This is a genomic window from Cytophaga sp. (genome assembly GCF_051961495.1).
Classification (GTDB): Bacteria; Bacteroidota; Bacteroidia; order Cytophagales; family Cytophagaceae; genus Cytophaga.
Genome location: NZ_JBQCDF010000025.1, coordinates 1 through 16,098 on the forward strand (window position 1 = coordinate 1; position 16,098 = coordinate 16,098).

General features: G+C 40.1%; 18 protein-coding genes. 4 read left to right on the forward strand and 14 right to left on the reverse strand.

The window, feature by feature from the left end; translation table 11 throughout:
• Together ACTHJT_RS01385 and ACTHJT_RS01390 are read right to left on the reverse strand one after the other, a co-directional pair.
• Window positions 1-501, reverse strand: a 501-nt coding sequence (locus ACTHJT_RS01385) for a polysaccharide deacetylase family protein (RefSeq protein ID WP_440235836.1), incomplete at its 3' end; no start/stop codon positions are given.
• A gap of 267 nt (window positions 502-768) precedes the next feature.
• Window positions 769-924: a hypothetical protein gene (locus ACTHJT_RS01390; RefSeq protein WP_440235837.1), complete on the reverse strand. Its 156-nt coding sequence runs from the start codon at window positions 922-924 to the stop codon at window positions 769-771.
• A 235-nt stretch (window positions 925-1,159) separates the two neighbouring features.
• On the opposite strand from ACTHJT_RS01390, the gene ACTHJT_RS01395 reads away from it, so the two are divergent.
• Window positions 1,160-3,634 (forward strand): PAS domain S-box protein, encoded by a 2,475-nt coding sequence (locus tag ACTHJT_RS01395; RefSeq protein WP_440235838.1) that lies wholly within the window; start codon window positions 1,160-1,162, stop codon window positions 3,632-3,634.
• Here ACTHJT_RS01395 and ACTHJT_RS01400 read toward each other — a convergent pair.
• Window positions 3,629-4,069 carry an SRPBCC family protein gene (locus tag ACTHJT_RS01400; protein ID WP_440235839.1) on the reverse strand — a complete coding sequence of 147 codons (441 nt, stop codon included), beginning with the start codon at window positions 4,067-4,069 and terminating at the stop codon, window positions 3,629-3,631. The two genes, ACTHJT_RS01395 and ACTHJT_RS01400, sit on opposite strands and share 6 nt — an antisense overlap.
• Window positions 4,070-4,119: 50 nt before the next feature.
• Window positions 4,120-4,605 carry an SRPBCC domain-containing protein gene (locus ACTHJT_RS01405; RefSeq protein ID WP_440235840.1) on the reverse strand — a complete coding sequence of 162 codons (486 nt, stop codon included), beginning with the start codon at window positions 4,603-4,605 and terminating at the stop codon, window positions 4,120-4,122.
• A 134-nt stretch (window positions 4,606-4,739) separates the two neighbouring features.
• Between ACTHJT_RS01405 and ACTHJT_RS01410 the strand changes: the two genes are divergently transcribed.
• A complete protein-coding gene (locus ACTHJT_RS01410) occupies window positions 4,740-5,711 on the forward strand; it encodes a GlxA family transcriptional regulator (protein WP_440235842.1) in 972 nt (323 codons plus the stop codon).
• Between the two features lie 8 nt (window positions 5,712-5,719).
• Here ACTHJT_RS01410 and ACTHJT_RS01415 read toward each other — a convergent pair whose 3' ends face one another.
• From ACTHJT_RS01415 to ACTHJT_RS01425, 3 genes are read right to left on the reverse strand one after another with little or no spacing between them, the layout of a single operon-like run.
• Window positions 5,720-6,718 (reverse strand): class 1 isoprenoid biosynthesis enzyme, encoded by a 999-nt coding sequence (locus tag ACTHJT_RS01415; RefSeq protein WP_440235843.1) that lies wholly within the window; start codon window positions 6,716-6,718, stop codon window positions 5,720-5,722.
• A gap of 27 nt (window positions 6,719-6,745) precedes the next feature.
• Window positions 6,746-7,075 carry a hypothetical protein gene (locus ACTHJT_RS01420; RefSeq protein WP_440235844.1) on the reverse strand — a complete coding sequence of 110 codons (330 nt, stop codon included), beginning with the start codon at window positions 7,073-7,075 and terminating at the stop codon, window positions 6,746-6,748.
• Between the two features lie 12 nt (window positions 7,076-7,087).
• Complete coding sequence (locus tag ACTHJT_RS01425) at window positions 7,088-7,711, reverse strand: class I SAM-dependent methyltransferase (protein WP_440235845.1); 624 nt, start codon at window positions 7,709-7,711, stop codon at window positions 7,088-7,090.
• A gap of 147 nt (window positions 7,712-7,858) precedes the next feature.
• On the opposite strand from ACTHJT_RS01425, the gene ACTHJT_RS01430 reads away from it, so the two are divergent.
• Window positions 7,859-8,716, forward strand: a complete 858-nt coding sequence (locus ACTHJT_RS01430; protein ID WP_440235846.1) for an alpha/beta fold hydrolase — start codon at window positions 7,859-7,861, stop codon at window positions 8,714-8,716.
• A gap of 35 nt (window positions 8,717-8,751) precedes the next feature.
• Here ACTHJT_RS01430 and ACTHJT_RS01435 read toward each other — a convergent pair whose 3' ends face one another.
• Both ACTHJT_RS01435 and ACTHJT_RS01440 read right to left on the reverse strand, forming a co-directional pair.
• The gene (locus ACTHJT_RS01435) at window positions 8,752-9,666 is read right to left on the reverse strand and encodes a hypothetical protein (protein ID WP_440235847.1); all 915 of its coding nucleotides are present in this window, start codon (window positions 9,664-9,666) and stop codon (window positions 8,752-8,754) included.
• 38 nt (window positions 9,667-9,704) lie between these two features.
• Complete coding sequence (locus tag ACTHJT_RS01440) at window positions 9,705-10,907, reverse strand: oxygenase MpaB family protein (RefSeq protein WP_440235848.1); 1,203 nt, start codon at window positions 10,905-10,907, stop codon at window positions 9,705-9,707.
• Between the two features lie 177 nt (window positions 10,908-11,084).
• Here ACTHJT_RS01440 and ACTHJT_RS01445 point away from each other — a divergent pair, with 177 nt between their 5' ends.
• Window positions 11,085-11,303: a hypothetical protein gene (locus ACTHJT_RS01445; protein ID WP_440235850.1), complete on the forward strand. Its 219-nt coding sequence runs from the start codon at window positions 11,085-11,087 to the stop codon at window positions 11,301-11,303.
• A gap of 67 nt (window positions 11,304-11,370) precedes the next feature.
• Here ACTHJT_RS01445 and ACTHJT_RS01450 read toward each other — a convergent pair whose 3' ends face one another.
• The 5 genes from ACTHJT_RS01450 to ACTHJT_RS01470 form a co-directional block, all read right to left on the reverse strand.
• Window positions 11,371-12,573, reverse strand: coding sequence for a sensor histidine kinase (locus ACTHJT_RS01450; RefSeq protein ID WP_440235851.1), 1,203 nt, complete (start codon window positions 12,571-12,573; stop codon window positions 11,371-11,373).
• 282 nt (window positions 12,574-12,855) lie between these two features.
• Complete coding sequence (locus ACTHJT_RS01455) at window positions 12,856-13,266, reverse strand: VOC family protein (protein ID WP_440235852.1); 411 nt, start codon at window positions 13,264-13,266, stop codon at window positions 12,856-12,858.
• Between the two features lie 54 nt (window positions 13,267-13,320).
• On the reverse strand, window positions 13,321-14,052 hold the full coding sequence (locus tag ACTHJT_RS01460) for a hypothetical protein (RefSeq protein ID WP_440235853.1): 732 nt from the start codon (window positions 14,050-14,052) through the stop codon (window positions 13,321-13,323).
• A 19-nt stretch (window positions 14,053-14,071) separates the two neighbouring features.
• Complete coding sequence (locus tag ACTHJT_RS01465) at window positions 14,072-14,926, reverse strand: class I SAM-dependent methyltransferase (protein ID WP_440235854.1); 855 nt, start codon at window positions 14,924-14,926, stop codon at window positions 14,072-14,074.
• A gap of 37 nt (window positions 14,927-14,963) precedes the next feature.
• On the reverse strand, window positions 14,964-15,986 hold the full coding sequence (locus ACTHJT_RS01470; protein ID WP_440235855.1) for an acyltransferase family protein: 1,023 nt from the start codon (window positions 15,984-15,986) through the stop codon (window positions 14,964-14,966).
• Window positions 15,987-16,098: the final 112 nt, after the last annotated feature.

Below are 16,098 nucleotides of genomic sequence, written 5' to 3' on the forward strand. Positions count from 1 at the left end.
AGGAGACTTGGGAATGATCTGGCCGCTGCAGGTTCTGCCGGCTATATAATATTTTTGTACCGTAGCTAAATCACCAATATTACAATTGGGATACGCAACGGTATAACATTTCTGCGTGGTAATTTGTGTATTGATGGTTGCCTGTGAATTTTTTAATTCCGTATCCTGATTGGCAACCGATAAGTCCGGCAGATTACTATGGGTTACTGTATGGCTGGCAATCTCATGTCCCGCATTCGCAGCTGTGCGCATATTGTTCCAGTTTGGATTCATGTTCTGCGTTACCGCAAATATGGTAGCCTTAAAACCATAATTATTTAACAGAGGAATGGCAACCGGAATCTGGTTGCTGGTATTATCATCAAAGGTGTATGTAACTGCTGCCGGTTTAAAATCCTTCCAGGTACCTACCTGGTATGCAGCCGGAACCTGGGCTTTTAACTGTGTAGAAAATAATGCACAGCAAAGAATGGCAAGCAAAACAAGAAATTGTTTTTTCATATTGAACGACGGTTGAATAAACATACGCATGCAAAACACTGATTTAAATCTTCTGCACGGTGTAACAGCGGTTATCTGTTACAAACATGTTAGTAATAATCAGATGGAATAGGTTAAGTTACAGATTCTACGAATTGTCATTAAAAAAGTAAACAGACCCTGTAAAGAAAGTCCAAAATAGTCCCGGAATCGTTAAACAACACATGCCAAAATGACAAAAGGCTTTTAAAACGGGCTTTTGTCAAACAAATGCCTTGAATTATATTTTTATATAGCTATAAAGAATTTATGCATATTACCATTTTCAATATCGATATCGATCAGATAAAGTCCATTTTCAAGAATACTTGTACCAATCATATACACTACCGCTGATACTTTCAGGAATACAATGTTCGCATGGCTACCGGGTTCGAAAAACATGACGAAGCATTTTTTAACAACAGTCAGCATTTGTTATAACGGTATAAGACCAACAGCAGCTGTTGATGTTAATGCTGGTTCTATGCAGCAGAAGCAAAGATTATCGCTATGCGCGTACTATAAGACAAATACCTGGCATACTCACCGACTGTTTTTCGGACACTAAAAAATACAGGTCCGAATTGTTTCAGTATTTCAAAATAAATGTTATATTCAGTAATATAGAATCGTTTTTATGCCGGATAAAAAAAATGTTCCTCCCGGAGCCCCCATGTTTGGTGACATCAGCAATACAGAAGAAATATTTCGTACAGTAGCAAACAGTCTGCCTGCGTTGATCTGGATGTCTGGCCCGGATAAGCTGCATCATTTTTTTAACAAAAGCTGGCTTGATTTTACAGGGAGAACACTGGAAGAAGAAACAGGAAATGGCTGGCAAAAGGGCATCCATCCTGAAGACCTTAATGCATACCTTCACACCTATCTTTCTGCTTTTGATAAAAAAGCCCCCTTTGATATTGAATACCGGCTGAGAAGATATGACGGTGTCTATTGCTGGATGCTGGACAAAGGCTCTCCGCATTTCAGTACAGAAAATATTTTTTTAGGATACACCGGCGGTTGCATGGATATTCATGCCCAGAAAGAATTTTCCATCGAGTTGGAGAAGCAGGTTTATAACAGAACCAAAGAGTTACAACAGATCAATGAAGAGCTGATAAAAAGCGAAGAGCGCTATCACCGCATGGTTGAAGAAGTTGAGGAATATGCCATTTTATCCTTAACAAAAGAAGGCATCATTGAAAACTGGAACAAGGGCGCGGAAAAAATTAAAGGTTATAAAGCAGAAGAAATTATCGGGCAGTATTTCAATGTATTTTATACACCTGAGGACAGGAGAAGTGGCCTGCCGGAAAAACTATTAAATGACGCAAGAGAACATGGAACCGTAAAGCACGAAGGCTGGCGAAGACGAAAAGACAACAGTCGTTTTTGGGGTTACGTTGTAATCACCGCGTTGTTTGACATGAATAAAAACATCATTGGTTTTTCAAAGGTAACACGTGACCTGACCGATAAAAAACTTGCTGAGGACCAATTAGCAGAAACCAATAAAGAATTAAAAAACAAAACCAATCAGCTGCTCGAAGCTCAACATCTCACACATATGGGCAGCTGGGAATGGGATATCCGGGAAGATAAAATTACCTGGTCAGATGAGCTCTACAAAATATTCGGCTTAATTCCTTACGAAATTGAACCCAATTACCTCAGCTTATCCAGCTTCATCCACCCCGATGACCAGCCTTTGCTGCATGAAGTGGTTGAACAGGCAATCAAACAACACAAACCCTATCATTTTATACATCGCATCATCCGGCCGGATGGCACAGAACGTATACTCAGCGGCAGAGGCAAAGTTTTTACCGATGACACAGGAAACGTCATACGGCTTGCAGGAACCGCTCAGGATATTACCGAACAAAAGAATTATGAGCTTGAGTTAAAGGAAAGTGAAGAACGCTTCCTGAAAATTTTTCATAACAATCCTGTTCCCATGACCTTCGCTGAAATCAAAACAAACAAGATAAAATATGCCAATAATTTATTCTGTTCTGTTTTTGGCTATACACAGGAAGAAGTTGTCGGACGCACAACAGAAGAGCTGCAGCTTCTTTCTCCGGAAGAAAATGCGCGTGTGATCGGTATTATACTGGAAACGCTGCACGAAACCCGAAGTGTAGAAGAACTACAGCAGCTTTCCGTAGAAGAAACCGAAGAGCTGCTTGTACGGTTAAATCAATCAGATGCCATCCGGAATATTGAAATTCTATATACGAGAAAAAACGGCGAACAATTCCCGGCCATTGTCTCGTATGAAGTTATACGGATCGGAAATGAAAAATATACGATTACTTCGTACCAGGATATCACGGAACGGAAAAAAGTAGAGCTGCTGCTTAAACACCAGAATGAAGAGCTTGCTAAAATGAATAATGAATTAAAATCCTTTGCTTATATTTCCAGCCACGATCTGCAGGAGCCTTTGCGAAAAATTCAAACCTTCGCCGGGAGAATACTTGAAAAAGAATATGCAAATTTATCTGAAAGCGGCAGAGAACAGTTCACCCGTATGCATGACGCGGCAAAGCGTATGCAACGCCTGATTACAGACCTGCTCGATTACTCGCGCATGAGCAGCGAGAAACGTATATTTGAATTTACAGACCTTTCTACGATTATAACTGAAATCAAAGAAGAACTGCATGATGATCTGATAGCAAAAAATGCAGTGATCGAAACCGGAAAAATGTGCTCCATCAATATTATTCCATTTCAGTTCAAACAACTGATGAATAATCTTATCAGCAACTCATTAAAATTTTCAGATCCTGAACGCCCTTTACGCATCACTATAAAATCAACCTTTGCCAAAGGCCATGCCTTCAGCAATCCAAGGTTATTCCCGCACGTAAACTATTGCAAGATAACTGTAGCCGACAATGGTATCGGGTTTGATCCGCAATACAACGAACGTATTTTTGAAGTGTTCCAGCGATTGCATGGCAGCGACAAATACAAGGGCACAGGCATCGGACTGGCCATTGTGAAAAAGATTGTCGACAACCATGTCGGAGTCATTACTGCCAGCGGAAAACTAAATGAGGGTGCGACGTTCCACATTTACATTCCTGAAAAATCACTATAATCCCGGAGTACCCTTCCCTGTCGTCAGATACTTGAACAGACTACCTTTGATATAATAATCCCAGCCTTTGGAACAGCCATCATAACACTGTATTTCAGGCACCAAACCAATATGTGTAAAATCAATATGTGTCTGATTATTTTTGCGTGAGAGTTCAAAAACAATCTGTGTATTTGTCCATTCCTGCTGCTTCTCAACAAAAGTCAGTTTACTGTCTGTTACCAGCCATACGATTTTTTTATCCGGTATAAGTTCGGTGACTTTTTGTGTTGAAAGATGTACATCACCAAACTGCACGGTAAAAACATCATTTACTTTTGCTGAATCGCCTTTCAGCTCATCTGTCCACCAAGCTGTCACACGATTGATCTTTTGAAATACTTCGTGCAACGGTGCATCCACGGTAAGTGAAATTTTATAGTCCTGATTCTTCATGTGTGAATTAAGCGTATAATCTGATTTTCTATAAGGCACTTGCTGCAAATTTATTTGGCTGCAAGTCTTTCTTCATCTGCTGTTCTTGGTTTGTTTTTACCATTTGGCATACCTTTACCAGTAGTGATCAGATTGTACAAACTTTCCTGTATATACTGTGTCCATGCGTTCTGGCAAATAGAAAAACATTCAAATTCAGGTACGAGTCCGACATGCGTTACACGGATCAGTGTCTTATTATCCTTTTTAGAAATTTCAAAAACAACTTTTGTACCTGTCCATTCACTGCGGTCTTTTGTGAATTTGAAATAATTGTACTTCACAAACCATACAACCTTTTCGTCCGGAATAACTTCAGTAAGCTTGATCTGTGCATAATGCACATCTTCGTACTGATATGTAAATTCATCATTCAGCTTTTCTGTATTGCCTTCAATGTCTTCAGACCACCAGCCACGTGGGTTGTTGATGGCGTTGAACGCTTCCTTCGGACTCTGGTCTACCAGGATACTTGTTGTAAAATCGGCTGAGCTCATATTTTCCCGCGGTTTAAAAGTTAATATATATGCAAAAATACTTGGCTGGCGGCATAGATACATCATACAAAATAGACATCATGCAGGGTTGATTTGGACAAAATAATCCTGCATCTTTATAAAAAGTTTTTGCCATGAAACATGTTACAATTGTTGTTCCAACAGGGAATGTTAACCTGAGCAGTATCACAGGTTCATATGAAATCATGACCCGCGCAAATGCTTATTGGCAACGCATCGGAAATCCTGCCATGTATGAAGTACAGCTGGCGTCTTTTGAAGAAGAAATCAAATCGAATGTGGGATTCTTTTCACTGCATCCTTACCCGATAAAAAAAATAAAAAAAACGGATCTGATCATCATTCCTTCCCTTTCCTATGATTATGCAAATGTATTGCAGGATAACGCGGCATTGATCCATTGGATCCGTGAACAACACAAAAATGGTGCGGAAGTGGCAAGTATTTGTACAGGCGCATTCCTGGTGGCCGCAACAGGTTTACTGGAAGGAAAAGTCTGTTCAACACATTGGAACGCAGCCAATGATTTCAGAAGAATGTTCCCGGATGTGCATCTGCAAACGGATAAGCTTATTGTTGCAGAAGAGCGTATTTATACCAATGGCGGCGCATACTCCTTTTTGAACCTGATTCTATTTCTGGTTGAAAAATACTTTGACAGAGACACGGCCATTTATTGTTCCAAAGTTTTCCAAATTGAATTTGAACGGAATTCGCAATCTCCGTTTGCTATTTTCCAGGCACAAAAAAATCATGGAGATACATTGGTCGAAAAAGCCCAAACCTATATTGAAAAGAATTTAAATGAAAAGATTTCCTTCGAAACCCTTGCATCTACGCTGGCTACCAGCAGACGCAATTTCGACAGACGTTTTATCAAGGCTACAGGCAATACACCTGTAGAATATTTACAGCGTGTTAAAGTTGAAGTCGCGAAAAGCATTTTAGAAAAAGGGAAGAAAAGTATTTTTGAAGTTATGAATGAAGTAGGCTACTCAGACGACAAAGCTTTCCGGGAAGTGTTCAAAAAAATAACCGGCCTGTCGCCATTGGATTACCGCTCAAAATTCAGCAAAGCCGCATAATTCATAATTCATAATTCATAATTCTTTTTACTGTAATATCTGATCAGTTTCCATTGGTTGCTCCTGGTGTCCATGTCGCAGATCAGTTGCTTGCGGGTATAGGAATCCAGCTCAAAAATTCCACCTGTTGTATTTTCAGCCTGTTGAAGCACATCCAGGCAAACGAGGCCACGGGCACCAATCAAGGATACAAATGCTGCAAACCGCTTTTTGTTTGATACAGAAAAATCTGTCTGCTCAAGTAAAGTAAGCACTTCGGAAAATAAAGACACATACAATTTTCTCAGCGATTGAATAGACTCTGTTGTTGTTGCCAGTGTTTTAATAAATTCCTGGTGGTCTTTATATACATCAAAGATATCATTCTCCAGCTGGCCAAGCGCGCCTAAAGGGTATAGTAATTTATATTCATCTGCAGCAATCGCTTCTTCAAATACCGACCTGTAAAAAAGTATGGAAATACCGCCCTTCCGGAATGTGATCTCTTTAATTTCTTCCTTGCTGATCGAACTGTTCTTTTGTCTTTCGCTCAACACCTGCGCGTCAAAAACTTTGTTGAAATATTCTTTGATCAGCGCCGGGTTATTTCCGTTAAGTGCCTTCCTGTAAAAACAAAGGAAGAGCGCTTCATGAGCATTTGCAGGCAACGCTGCCTCAGGCGTATTGATCAGCTCCAGAATATGCGCTTTCGTCATATTCTTTTCATCAAAAAAATCATCGAACAAACCTGTTAATGCGCCTAAATACGTTAATTGATGGCGCTCTGTAGCTGTCATCTGTTTTCCTCTCAGCAAACAAAACCCTTCGCCCAGGAAAGCCGGTACAGCCAACCCATAATAAGACATGATTTTGTTCACATCCTTATCGGTTAAACTGTCGTCCCGATTGACCTCAGCCAAATCAAGGGAAACAGACGCAGCCATAAACTTTTTCTGTTTTTGAATATTCGTCCGGAAAGACTGAATCAATTGGGGAAGGCGTATTATTTTACCAGGTGAAATATTCATTAGATGAACTATATATCGTTCTGAAAATTAATCTTCTTTGACCAGTTTGTGTACTTCGTTAATAAACCTGTATTGCCAGTCTTTTCCTAAAGCAGCAGCATATGAGGTAAATGTATGTTTATTGTGCTGATCAATCTCCTCTGCAACGGCAGGAGCTCTTTTATAACTCCGGAATGTTCCAAGCCGGGTTGAAAACTCAAGATTAATATTGAATGATTCTGCAACCTGTTTATAAGCTTGCATACGCACATATGCATTTTCAATGCTTTCACTTCCCCATCCGCTGACAGGAACAATCCATACAGGTAATGACTCATTGTGTACATAAGCCTGGTCTGTTACCAATGTATTATCCATCTAAATTGTCTTTTACTTTTTACGTCCGGTGAAACGTATCACACTGCCTGTGCCGCTGTGAAATTCACCTTCGTTCAATTCGATTTCTTTTTCTGTTAATTCAATAATATCGTAATCCGGAAAATCAGCACGGATTTCTTCAACAGAAAACAGCATGTCTGTTTCTTTCGGCCCGCCTACTTTTTCGTTCCGTGCAATGTATTCCAGATGCTTTTTACTGAATGCCTCAAAGATCAGAATGCCACCTTTACGCAGCAAATGATTTAGTTTTCTGTGATAAGCGGATTTGATTGTTGCGGGAAAGTGCGCATAGATCAAGGCAATGGCATCAAACTGTCCGTATGTATAGGTAAGCTCGTCAAGAATCACCAACTGATAATCTATTTCAACATGATTCTTAGCTGCCAGCAGCTGTGCTTTCTTTTTCCCTTCCCTGCTGATGTCAAAAGCTGAAACTTGCCAGCCACGTACAGCTGCAAAAACAGCATTTCGTCCTTCACCTTCCGCGGGAAATAGTATTGTACCGGCAGGTAACATTTCTATCTGCTGTTTTAAATAATCATTGGGTTTTTCTCCGTAAGCAAAGGTTTCTTTGCTGTATCGTTCATCCCATCGCTGCGTCCATGAATCCTGCATACTGACTGCTGTGAATTGTATAATTCCTTTTACAAATCGTGTAATGTATTATCCTTCAGGGATACGTATGTTTACACATCGTAAAATACAAATTACCATGTAAAAAAACGACCTGATTCGGATAAAATCTTGAACGAACTGCCAATTATGAAAACTTCTTCCGGATATAATTTAACAACCATCATCAACAACATTCCGCTGGCGTATGATGACACAGGCACAGGAGATGTTCCGCTGATTTTTTTGCATGGTTATCCATTTGACAGAACCATGTGGAAAAATCAATTCGAATATTTCAAGTCCGTTACACGTGTTATTGCGCCTGATTTACGAGGCTTTGGCGGCTCAAAGGATGAAGAAACATCTTTAAACATCGATTTGTTCACCGTTGATCTGATCGCGTTTATGGATAAGCTGCGTATCCGCAAAGCGATTCTCTGCGGACTTTCCATGGGTGGCTACATAGCACTTAATGCGATTAAAAGATTTCCTGATCGTTTTGAAGCATTGATTCTCTGTGACACCCAATGCATTGCCGATACAGCTGAAGCAAAAGAAAAACGCTACGCTTCCATAGAAGCTATAAAAGCAAACGGATCAGATACCTTTATCAAGGATTTTATTAAAAAGATTTTCCATCCGGATTCATTCAGGACGAAAAAAGAAGTAATCGGTGGCTTGCACCAGGTAATGTCTGCACATTCAGATAAGATCCTGATTGCCGGGTTAAAAGCACTTGCGGAACGTAGTGAAACCTGTTCTGCCTTACATAACATCAATGCTCCTACGCTGATCCTCTGCGGCGACGGTGACCAGGTGACACCCGTTACAAAATCTGAAATGCTGAATAACGATATACAGGGTTCTGTATTTCGTGTAATTGAAAAAGCAGGACATGTATCCAACCTCGAACAACCGGAAACATTCAATACGCATATCTTATATTTCTTAAACGCGTTGAATACGATTGAACAGCTGAATGAAAAACAGGTTGGTATAAACTGAGATTTGAATGACAGCTGTATACAGATACAGCTGCTTTATCTTTTTTGTTCAATCATTTTTTTACCGTCCCAGCGGTAATATTTTTTAATATCCTTATTTGTTCCGGTAACCGGATTCCCTTTCTTATCGAAGATTTCATTACCATCTTTATCTGTTAGGATTCCATACTCATATTCATTATAGATAATATCCTGCGTTTGAGGATCTGCCGGAAAATAGACATGGCTTTCGGATCCGGCCTCTATTTCACCATCATCAATATATTGACTGGTTTCAATCAACCCGTCAAATGTTCCATTGGCATCAATCAAATATTTTTGTTTATCCGAACAACCACAGCAATTGCCATTGCTATTGAGATAGATAACCAGATCTGTATTTTCCCAGTTCACTGAATTCACTTGTCCAATGTAATCCGGAATGAATTCCGGTACTGAAAATGTATCCAGGTATTTTTTCTGTTCTAAATTGTATTTATAAATAACCGTAGTCTCATTTTTTCCCTGCACATAATATTTCAGATTTTTATCCGAAGAAGATATGAATGAAAATAACGCAACATCTTTGGTACGCAGATAAACAGTATCTTTATTTAACTGCACTTCCAGCCAATCTGTTACTTCACTGTTTAATACCGGTATTAAAGGCGTGTTGAAAGCAAACATCTTAAGTACCTTGCTCGCTGTATCCGGCTTTGAATAAACAGGAGTCTGTACAGAAAATGTTACCGGTGCTACAATCTTTTTATAATACATTACATATTCTTCCGGCTTTAAGGCTGAATCCGATGCAGGCTCTTTCCAGGAAGAGTCCGGTATAGCTGCAGACTTTAGGGCAGTGTCTGCAGCTGAAGCATGTGTATCTTCACCGGTTGCTTTATGCTCTGAACAGGAACAAAGAATCAGTCCTGCTAAAAAAATGCAAATGGTTTTAATCGTTGTCTGTTTCATTTTCTTAAAATATTTCCGGTTGACTTATCCAGCGATTTCTATTTATGAATCAGTTTCCCAAATCCGGTTGATTGCAGAAATGCTTCTGTAATCTTCACCTGATCCCTGCGGCCTTTGCTGATTGCGTACTTTCGTTTTTCCGGAAAAATACGGATCCAATATTCCTTTACAAGATTAATGCCAGTTAGTATGTACGGCACTGCTATATAGGTTGTCCATGGAAGGAACATGCGTTTGCAGGCATGATTACCCAGGTAAAAATAATTGAAACCCAGATAGATTTTGACAAGAATCTTTTTCTGCCAGAGCTTTTCGGGAAATGTTGCCGTGAGCGGCGCATCCTTCAGCGCGTGCGCCAGGGCTATGGTATCGGCATCGGCAGGCGGCTGTGTCATTGTCCATTTATAAAGGCTTTGAATGGCTTCTTCTTCTGTTTCGGGTAAAAGCGTATAATCAATACCAATCAAATGTCCTATGTATTTCCACAAATGAAAAACACCTTTCATTTCTTCCTCTGAAGGTCTGTAACCCAGCATGTACAAGCCTTCCAGGAAGACCAGTGAAAAGCCGAGATACGTAGCAACCATATCCCCTTCGTTTACAGGAATTCCCCACTGATCATCACTCCAGTCTGGTGATTTACGGGTATAGTAGCGCGCAAGTGCATGAATGATCCGTACGCGGATGGCAGCATTGAAGCCTACGGCTCCGGGCTTCAGTGCATGATCACCGGTAACATCCACCCAGAACGCAACAGTTTCTGCAAGACGTTTCGCCGGCCCTGCCTTTAAGGCACCGGTAAAAATCAATGGTTTATTAATGGCTGCCGATTCATAACCACCCATTAGTGAATAGTTACGCAGGGTAATCAGTGCATAGAGCCCGGTACGCTGACAATACTCCGCACCTTTCTGCAGTAAAGCAGCATCAACCCATGAAGGCAGTATACAGGCATTGGTATAGAGTTCACGCAAAGAAGCAGGAATCTCCGGCACAGCTTGCAATCCTTCTTCCAGCAACGCATCAAGCAGTGCATGTCCTTGCTTATGGCCCATGCCTGCAAACAGATCGTTAACAACCTGATCGGCCTGCGTATCACATTTCAGATATAAGGTATTAAATGCATGAATGTCTGCCTCTGAAGGTATGGTACCAATCTTTTTCAACATGTTTCGTCCGGCAGGTTCTTTCCAGTGTTGAGAAAAACCCGGCGATGGATATTGTATTCGGGTAAGTGGCATGCCTGCTAAGGTACAATATATTCGTATGCCAATCCAGTTGTAGGATTCCGGAATTCAGAAGAAAATAATCCCTCTTTATGAGAATATCTATAATATTCTGTCATAATCCTGTAATGTATTTATTCACTGAATCGTTGAAATTTATTTTAAGAAATTCATCTTTCAACGATTACAGTTATGAAAAAGAACCATACTACGAAAGAACCTAAATCACCGGCTGCAGAAAAAGACCGGTTGGAAAATAAAGATCAAAAAAATACAGATAAAAAAGCTGCCAGCCAGACTGCCATCGGCCAACACGAATATGAAGAAGACCGCTCCCCGGAGATCCGTATGAAACATCAGCCATTTAACAGGAAAGATTCAATACCCGATCGTGAAACAGATGGTATTTGAATAAGAAGTCCGGTCCCGGTCCCGATAGCTATCGGGATCGGGATCTTGTTATTTACAATCAATAAATTTATTTTTTTATGGTGAATGTAAAGGTACATCCTATGCCAGGGTCTGATTCTACACGGATGGTACCGCCGGTTTTTTCAACCAGTTTCTTCACCGTAGAAAGTCCGATGCCTGTGCCTGAATTGTTGAAACGGTCTTTCCTGCCAAGTGTTTTAAAGCTCTTAAAGATTTCGTTGAAATGCTCCTTCTCAATACCTGATCCGTTATCCCGGACAATCCATTCATACTGATCCGGTTTATCGATAATATGGATATCAATTTTTACTACCTCTTTGTCGTTGTATTTGATACCGTTTGTAATCAGGTTGATCAGAATCTGTTTTAAGGCTACCTCATTGGCTACAACCGTATTTATTTCCGCGTGATGCGTAATGACACATTCCTGCCTGGGATCAAGCAATGTTATAAGCTCAGTAAACAAAGCATCCAGTTGAATATGCTGTTTATTCTGAACATCAATATTAACATCCAGGTAGTACGCAATGATACCGTCGATAAGGGATTTCAGGCGTAGAGATGTATTTACCAGGTGATCGATTACTTCTGTTTCATAAGCATCGGCTTTACCGGCCAGGCTCTTTTGCAGAATGGTGGTCAGGGAAATAATATTGCGCAACGGGGATTTGATGTCATGTGAGATCATATAACCGAACTGCTCAAGATCCTTATTTCTTTCCTGCATTTCCTGCTCATGCGCTGCCAGGCGCTGGTTGACTTTACGCAGTTCAAACAGCTTAACTACCTGATTGGATAATGCCCGCAATAAGTTCAGCTGGCTGGTATCCAGTTCCCGCGGTACCTGATCAATTACACAAAGTGTACCTAACGCAAAGCCATCCGCATTAACCAGCGGTACACCGGCATAAAATACAGCATTCGGATCTCCGGTAACAAAAGGATTATCGAAAAAACGTTGGTCGAGCCTTGAATCCTTAATATTTAAAATCTCATCAGGGGCATTAATCGCATGCGCGCAAAAAGCCTGGTCACGGCTTGATCCGGTATGATCAATGCCTACTTTCGATTTAAACCATTGCCTGTCGGCATCAATCAATGTAATTAGTGAAATGGGAGTCTGACAAATCTCCGACGCGATCCGTGTGATATCTTCAAAATCCTTTTCCGGTAATGAATCCAGAATGGAATATTCCCTCAATGCCTGTAAACGCTCCGCCTCGTTAGCGGGGATAGCAGCAATCTCCATGTGATGTAGCCTAAGTTAAAAGATATCTGTAAAAATTTATATACTGAAAATACTCATTGACACGTACTATTCAAAATAATTGAAAAACAAAAACAACTGAATAATACCCATACAATTCTTTATTTCAAAAGTTGGAATTATATGCTGTAATTTGTTCCAGATGTTATATTAAAAACCGCCTGGTACTTCAGTATGCATGCACTGAAATACCAGGCGGTTTTATTTATTGAATAACTTTACTTTTTTTATTTGCGGACTTTATAGTAATAACTAATAATAGCATTACTCAGCCGGCTCCCACAGCTCCAGTTTATTTCCCTCAGGATCCATGATGTGTACAAACTTTCCGTAATCATACGTCTGTATCTCATCCAGAATTGTTACACCGCTTGCTTTGAGCTGCGCAACAAGACCTTCAATGTTCTGCACCCTGTAATTGATCATGAATTCCTTTTTCGAAGGTGCAAAGTAATCGCTGCCTTTTTTAAACGGACTCCATTGCAGCGCATTGATTTCTTCGGGCCTGTTGATGTTCCGGGATTCGAAAGTAGAACCGTAATCATTGGTCTCCAATCCAAGATTTTTACGATACCATTCATTTGTTTCTTTTGGATTTTCAGAAAAAAAGAAAATGCCGCCAATCCCTGTTACCTTGGGTGTTGTGGTGTCTGTGTTATGTTTTTGTTCTGCCATAGTATTTTATTTTTTTGTAATCAGAAACTGTTTCATCTTTAATAGTATACTATATTAATCAATCTCAACATATGTTTTGCCCGGATCCATACGTAAATAATCAGTATTATATTCTTTTTGTTCTTTTATAATTTTAATAAAACCCGGATTGCTGCAGTTCATACGGTGCACCAGTTCCAGAGCTTCAGCAGCATTCATATTGGTTTCTCCAAGTTTCGTAATGATCACTGCATAGGGTTCCATCTTTAATTTATTATAAGCTAAAAATTTATGATGCCCGTCTAAAATAAACTCGATATGCGATCCTTCATTGTGTAAAACTACCAGTACAGGTTTAAGCCCGTCCCTGATCTGCTCTGCATACATATTTACCAGTTCTTCATCAATATTATTTTGCGTTGGAATTATATCCGGACAACCTCCATAATAATGAAAAGATTGATAGGTTTCATCCTTCGGAATGTTGATCCAGGCATGATGTTTATGGAGCCTGTAATATCCGAACTCATATTCACCTCTGCCTAAGAATTGTTTATAGTAATTTACAATTTCATAGAAATCGTTGGTGGATTTAATCCCTGCTCTTACCAACTCCTGGTTTGCTTTATTTTCCTTTATGGTATGCGGCGGAAGATTCCGCGCAATGTGATACCGCCAGGTCGAACCTGTTTCTGCAAACCAGGTATATTGAATCGGCAACTCGTTGGCATATAAGACCGCTTCTTTAACATTTCCCTGCAGCACTAATACACCTTCGTCGTGTTGGATATTGACTTTCTTTTTCATTAGGCATTAGGCTAAAATATTATCCAATCTCCGACACAAGAAACACTTCTCCGCCTGCCGGCTGCAGACCATCGGTACGGTCAGCAAAATAACGGTTCTGCATATCTTTTGTAGAGATTGTAGTGTTATTTTTAAAGCCGGCATCGACAGCCAGCTGAATAATTTCTTCGGGTGTAAAAAAACTCACAAACGGAGTGCCTGCGGCCCGTGCTCCTTTCTCACCCATTTCCTGCATGATACGGTCTTCTTCGTCCAGCAGGTGGATGGGTAAATAAAAGGTCATGGCAAGGACAGAACCGGAAGCAAACTTGCCGATCTGTTCCAATGCAGATACAATCGCTTCTTTGGTAAGATACAGCGTCACACCGGTACAGGCGATGACTGCAGGCTTAGCAGCATCAAATCCGGCTTTGAGCAGTTCTTCATACCAGGAAGAAGTTTCAAAATTAACCGGCACATAATGCAGGTTCGCGGGCATGTCCATGTTAAGTTCTGCCAGGCGCTGTTGTTTCCAGTTCAGCGTTGCCGCCTGGTCTATTTCATAGATCTGCAGTCCGGCTGTAATATCTTTACGGCGCTGCGCGAATGTATCAAGACCTGCACCAAGAATAACATACTGATTCATTCCCTTCGCGTGTTTTTCTGTAATGAGGTCTTCAATGAAGCGCGCACGCGCTACAATGGAAGCCCGAAGGCGTTTGGTGAATTTCATATCCGGCCTCTCCTGCCAGCCAGCCGGAGGAGCGATCAGTTGCAGGCCAATGGTATCATCAAGGATATGAGGCTGTGCATCTGCCAGCACATGCAAGGCCCGCCATAAAGAAGTGCGCACCGCGGTATTGTCCGGTTCTGTAATTTGAGCTGAGTGATTCATGTTAAAAGATTTATATCACTATTGATACCAGGAATCTTTATACAGACTTCCTGAATGAATATTTACTAAGTGCAATAAAAGGTTTTTCAATACATACATATGAAATAAATGAACAGATCAATACGATCAGTATTAAAATAAAATCACAGGCACTGCTATTGATAAAGGCGTCAGAAAACCCAAACTTATATTTGAAGATCAATGGGAAATAAGACAGAACAGGCATGTGAGATAAATAAATAGAATATGAACTGTCTCCAATAAAATTCAATACAGGATTTTTAAATGTCCTGTAAGCCTCCATCTTTATAAGCAGATAAACCAGTATTGAAAACAGCATTACATTGATAATGTGTATATGTAAGCCATGTAAAAAATAAAGCACAACGATAATGCATGTTGTTATATAAAAAAATAAATCTGTCAGCGTTTTAGACAACTCAATTGAATTCCTGAATCTGTAAATAAGAATCCCTGCCAGAAACTCCAGAATATATTTTGACAATACAATCTTATCAAGATATATGATATCGGTTTCGACAAAGAATCCGATTACCGGACATATAGCTAAAAAGATCAACAGCAGTTTTTTTTGCCGGATGAATACAAACACGCCGATCAGAACATAAAAATACATTTCAAAGTTAAGTGTCCAGCCCGTTGGTAAAGGAGGATATTCCCAATCTCCCGGGAGGAAACAAAGACTCTTGATTAACATATTCAGGTTTGAAGTGAAATAGTTTCCATCTTTTAAGTAGAATACGATAAAAAACAAGGTCCAGAAAATATATGCCGGTGCAATTCTGAACCATCTTTTTTTCAGATAGTCTGCAAACTGTTTAAAGGATGTGATATCTTTCTCAAAAACTGAGTTGGAGATTACAAAACCGGAAATGATAAAAAATATATCAACCCCAATAAAACCGGAATCAAATAAGTATTCTCCCGCGCCATCAAAATTCAGACGGTTAAAAGTAGAATAGGCGTGAAAAAAAAGTACTAATAAACTTGCTATGCCCCGTAAATTCTGGAGTCCGCTATAGGTAATTTTATCTTTCATTTGTCAAATATTCATGCTGCCAACCCGCTTACAGGTATGGTAAAGCGCCGAAAGATAGGATATATTTTTAAATACCCAATCCGTTTCTATATCTTATTACGGGCAGCATTTT

Bases quoted from the DNA above. Each gene is read 5' to 3' on its own strand.
- ACTHJT_RS01390 (WP_440235837.1), bottom strand. From the start codon at position 924: ATGTTTTTCGAACCCGGTAGCCATGCGAACATTGTATTCCTGAAAGTA.
- ACTHJT_RS01395 (WP_440235838.1), top strand. From the start codon at position 1,160: ATGCCGGATAAAAAAAATGTTCCTCCCGGAGCCCCCATGTTTGGTGAC.
- ACTHJT_RS01400 (WP_440235839.1), bottom strand. From the start codon at position 4,069: ATGAAGAATCAGGACTATAAAATTTCACTTACCGTGGATGCACCGTTG.
- ACTHJT_RS01405 (WP_440235840.1), bottom strand. From the start codon at position 4,605: ATGAGCTCAGCCGATTTTACAACAAGTATCCTGGTAGACCAGAGTCCG.
- ACTHJT_RS01410 (WP_440235842.1), top strand. From the start codon at position 4,740: ATGAAACATGTTACAATTGTTGTTCCAACAGGGAATGTTAACCTGAGC.
- ACTHJT_RS01415 (WP_440235843.1), bottom strand. From the start codon at position 6,718: ATGAATATTTCACCTGGTAAAATAATACGCCTTCCCCAATTGATTCAG.
- ACTHJT_RS01420 (WP_440235844.1), bottom strand. From the start codon at position 7,075: ATGGATAATACATTGGTAACAGACCAGGCTTATGTACACAATGAGTCA.
- ACTHJT_RS01425 (WP_440235845.1), bottom strand. From the start codon at position 7,711: ATGCAGGATTCATGGACGCAGCGATGGGATGAACGATACAGCAAAGAA.
- ACTHJT_RS01430 (WP_440235846.1), top strand. From the start codon at position 7,859: ATGAAAACTTCTTCCGGATATAATTTAACAACCATCATCAACAACATT.
- ACTHJT_RS01435 (WP_440235847.1), bottom strand. From the start codon at position 9,666: ATGAAACAGACAACGATTAAAACCATTTGCATTTTTTTAGCAGGACTG.
- ACTHJT_RS01440 (WP_440235848.1), bottom strand. From the start codon at position 10,907: ATGCCACTTACCCGAATACAATATCCATCGCCGGGTTTTTCTCAACAC.
- ACTHJT_RS01445 (WP_440235850.1), top strand. From the start codon at position 11,085: ATGAAAAAGAACCATACTACGAAAGAACCTAAATCACCGGCTGCAGAA.
- ACTHJT_RS01450 (WP_440235851.1), bottom strand. From the start codon at position 12,573: ATGGAGATTGCTGCTATCCCCGCTAACGAGGCGGAGCGTTTACAGGCA.
- ACTHJT_RS01455 (WP_440235852.1), bottom strand. From the start codon at position 13,266: ATGGCAGAACAAAAACATAACACAGACACCACAACACCCAAGGTAACA.
- ACTHJT_RS01460 (WP_440235853.1), bottom strand. From the start codon at position 14,052: ATGAAAAAGAAAGTCAATATCCAACACGACGAAGGTGTATTAGTGCTG.
- ACTHJT_RS01465 (WP_440235854.1), bottom strand. From the start codon at position 14,926: ATGAATCACTCAGCTCAAATTACAGAACCGGACAATACCGCGGTGCGC.
- ACTHJT_RS01470 (WP_440235855.1), bottom strand. From the start codon at position 15,986: ATGAAAGATAAAATTACCTATAGCGGACTCCAGAATTTACGGGGCATA.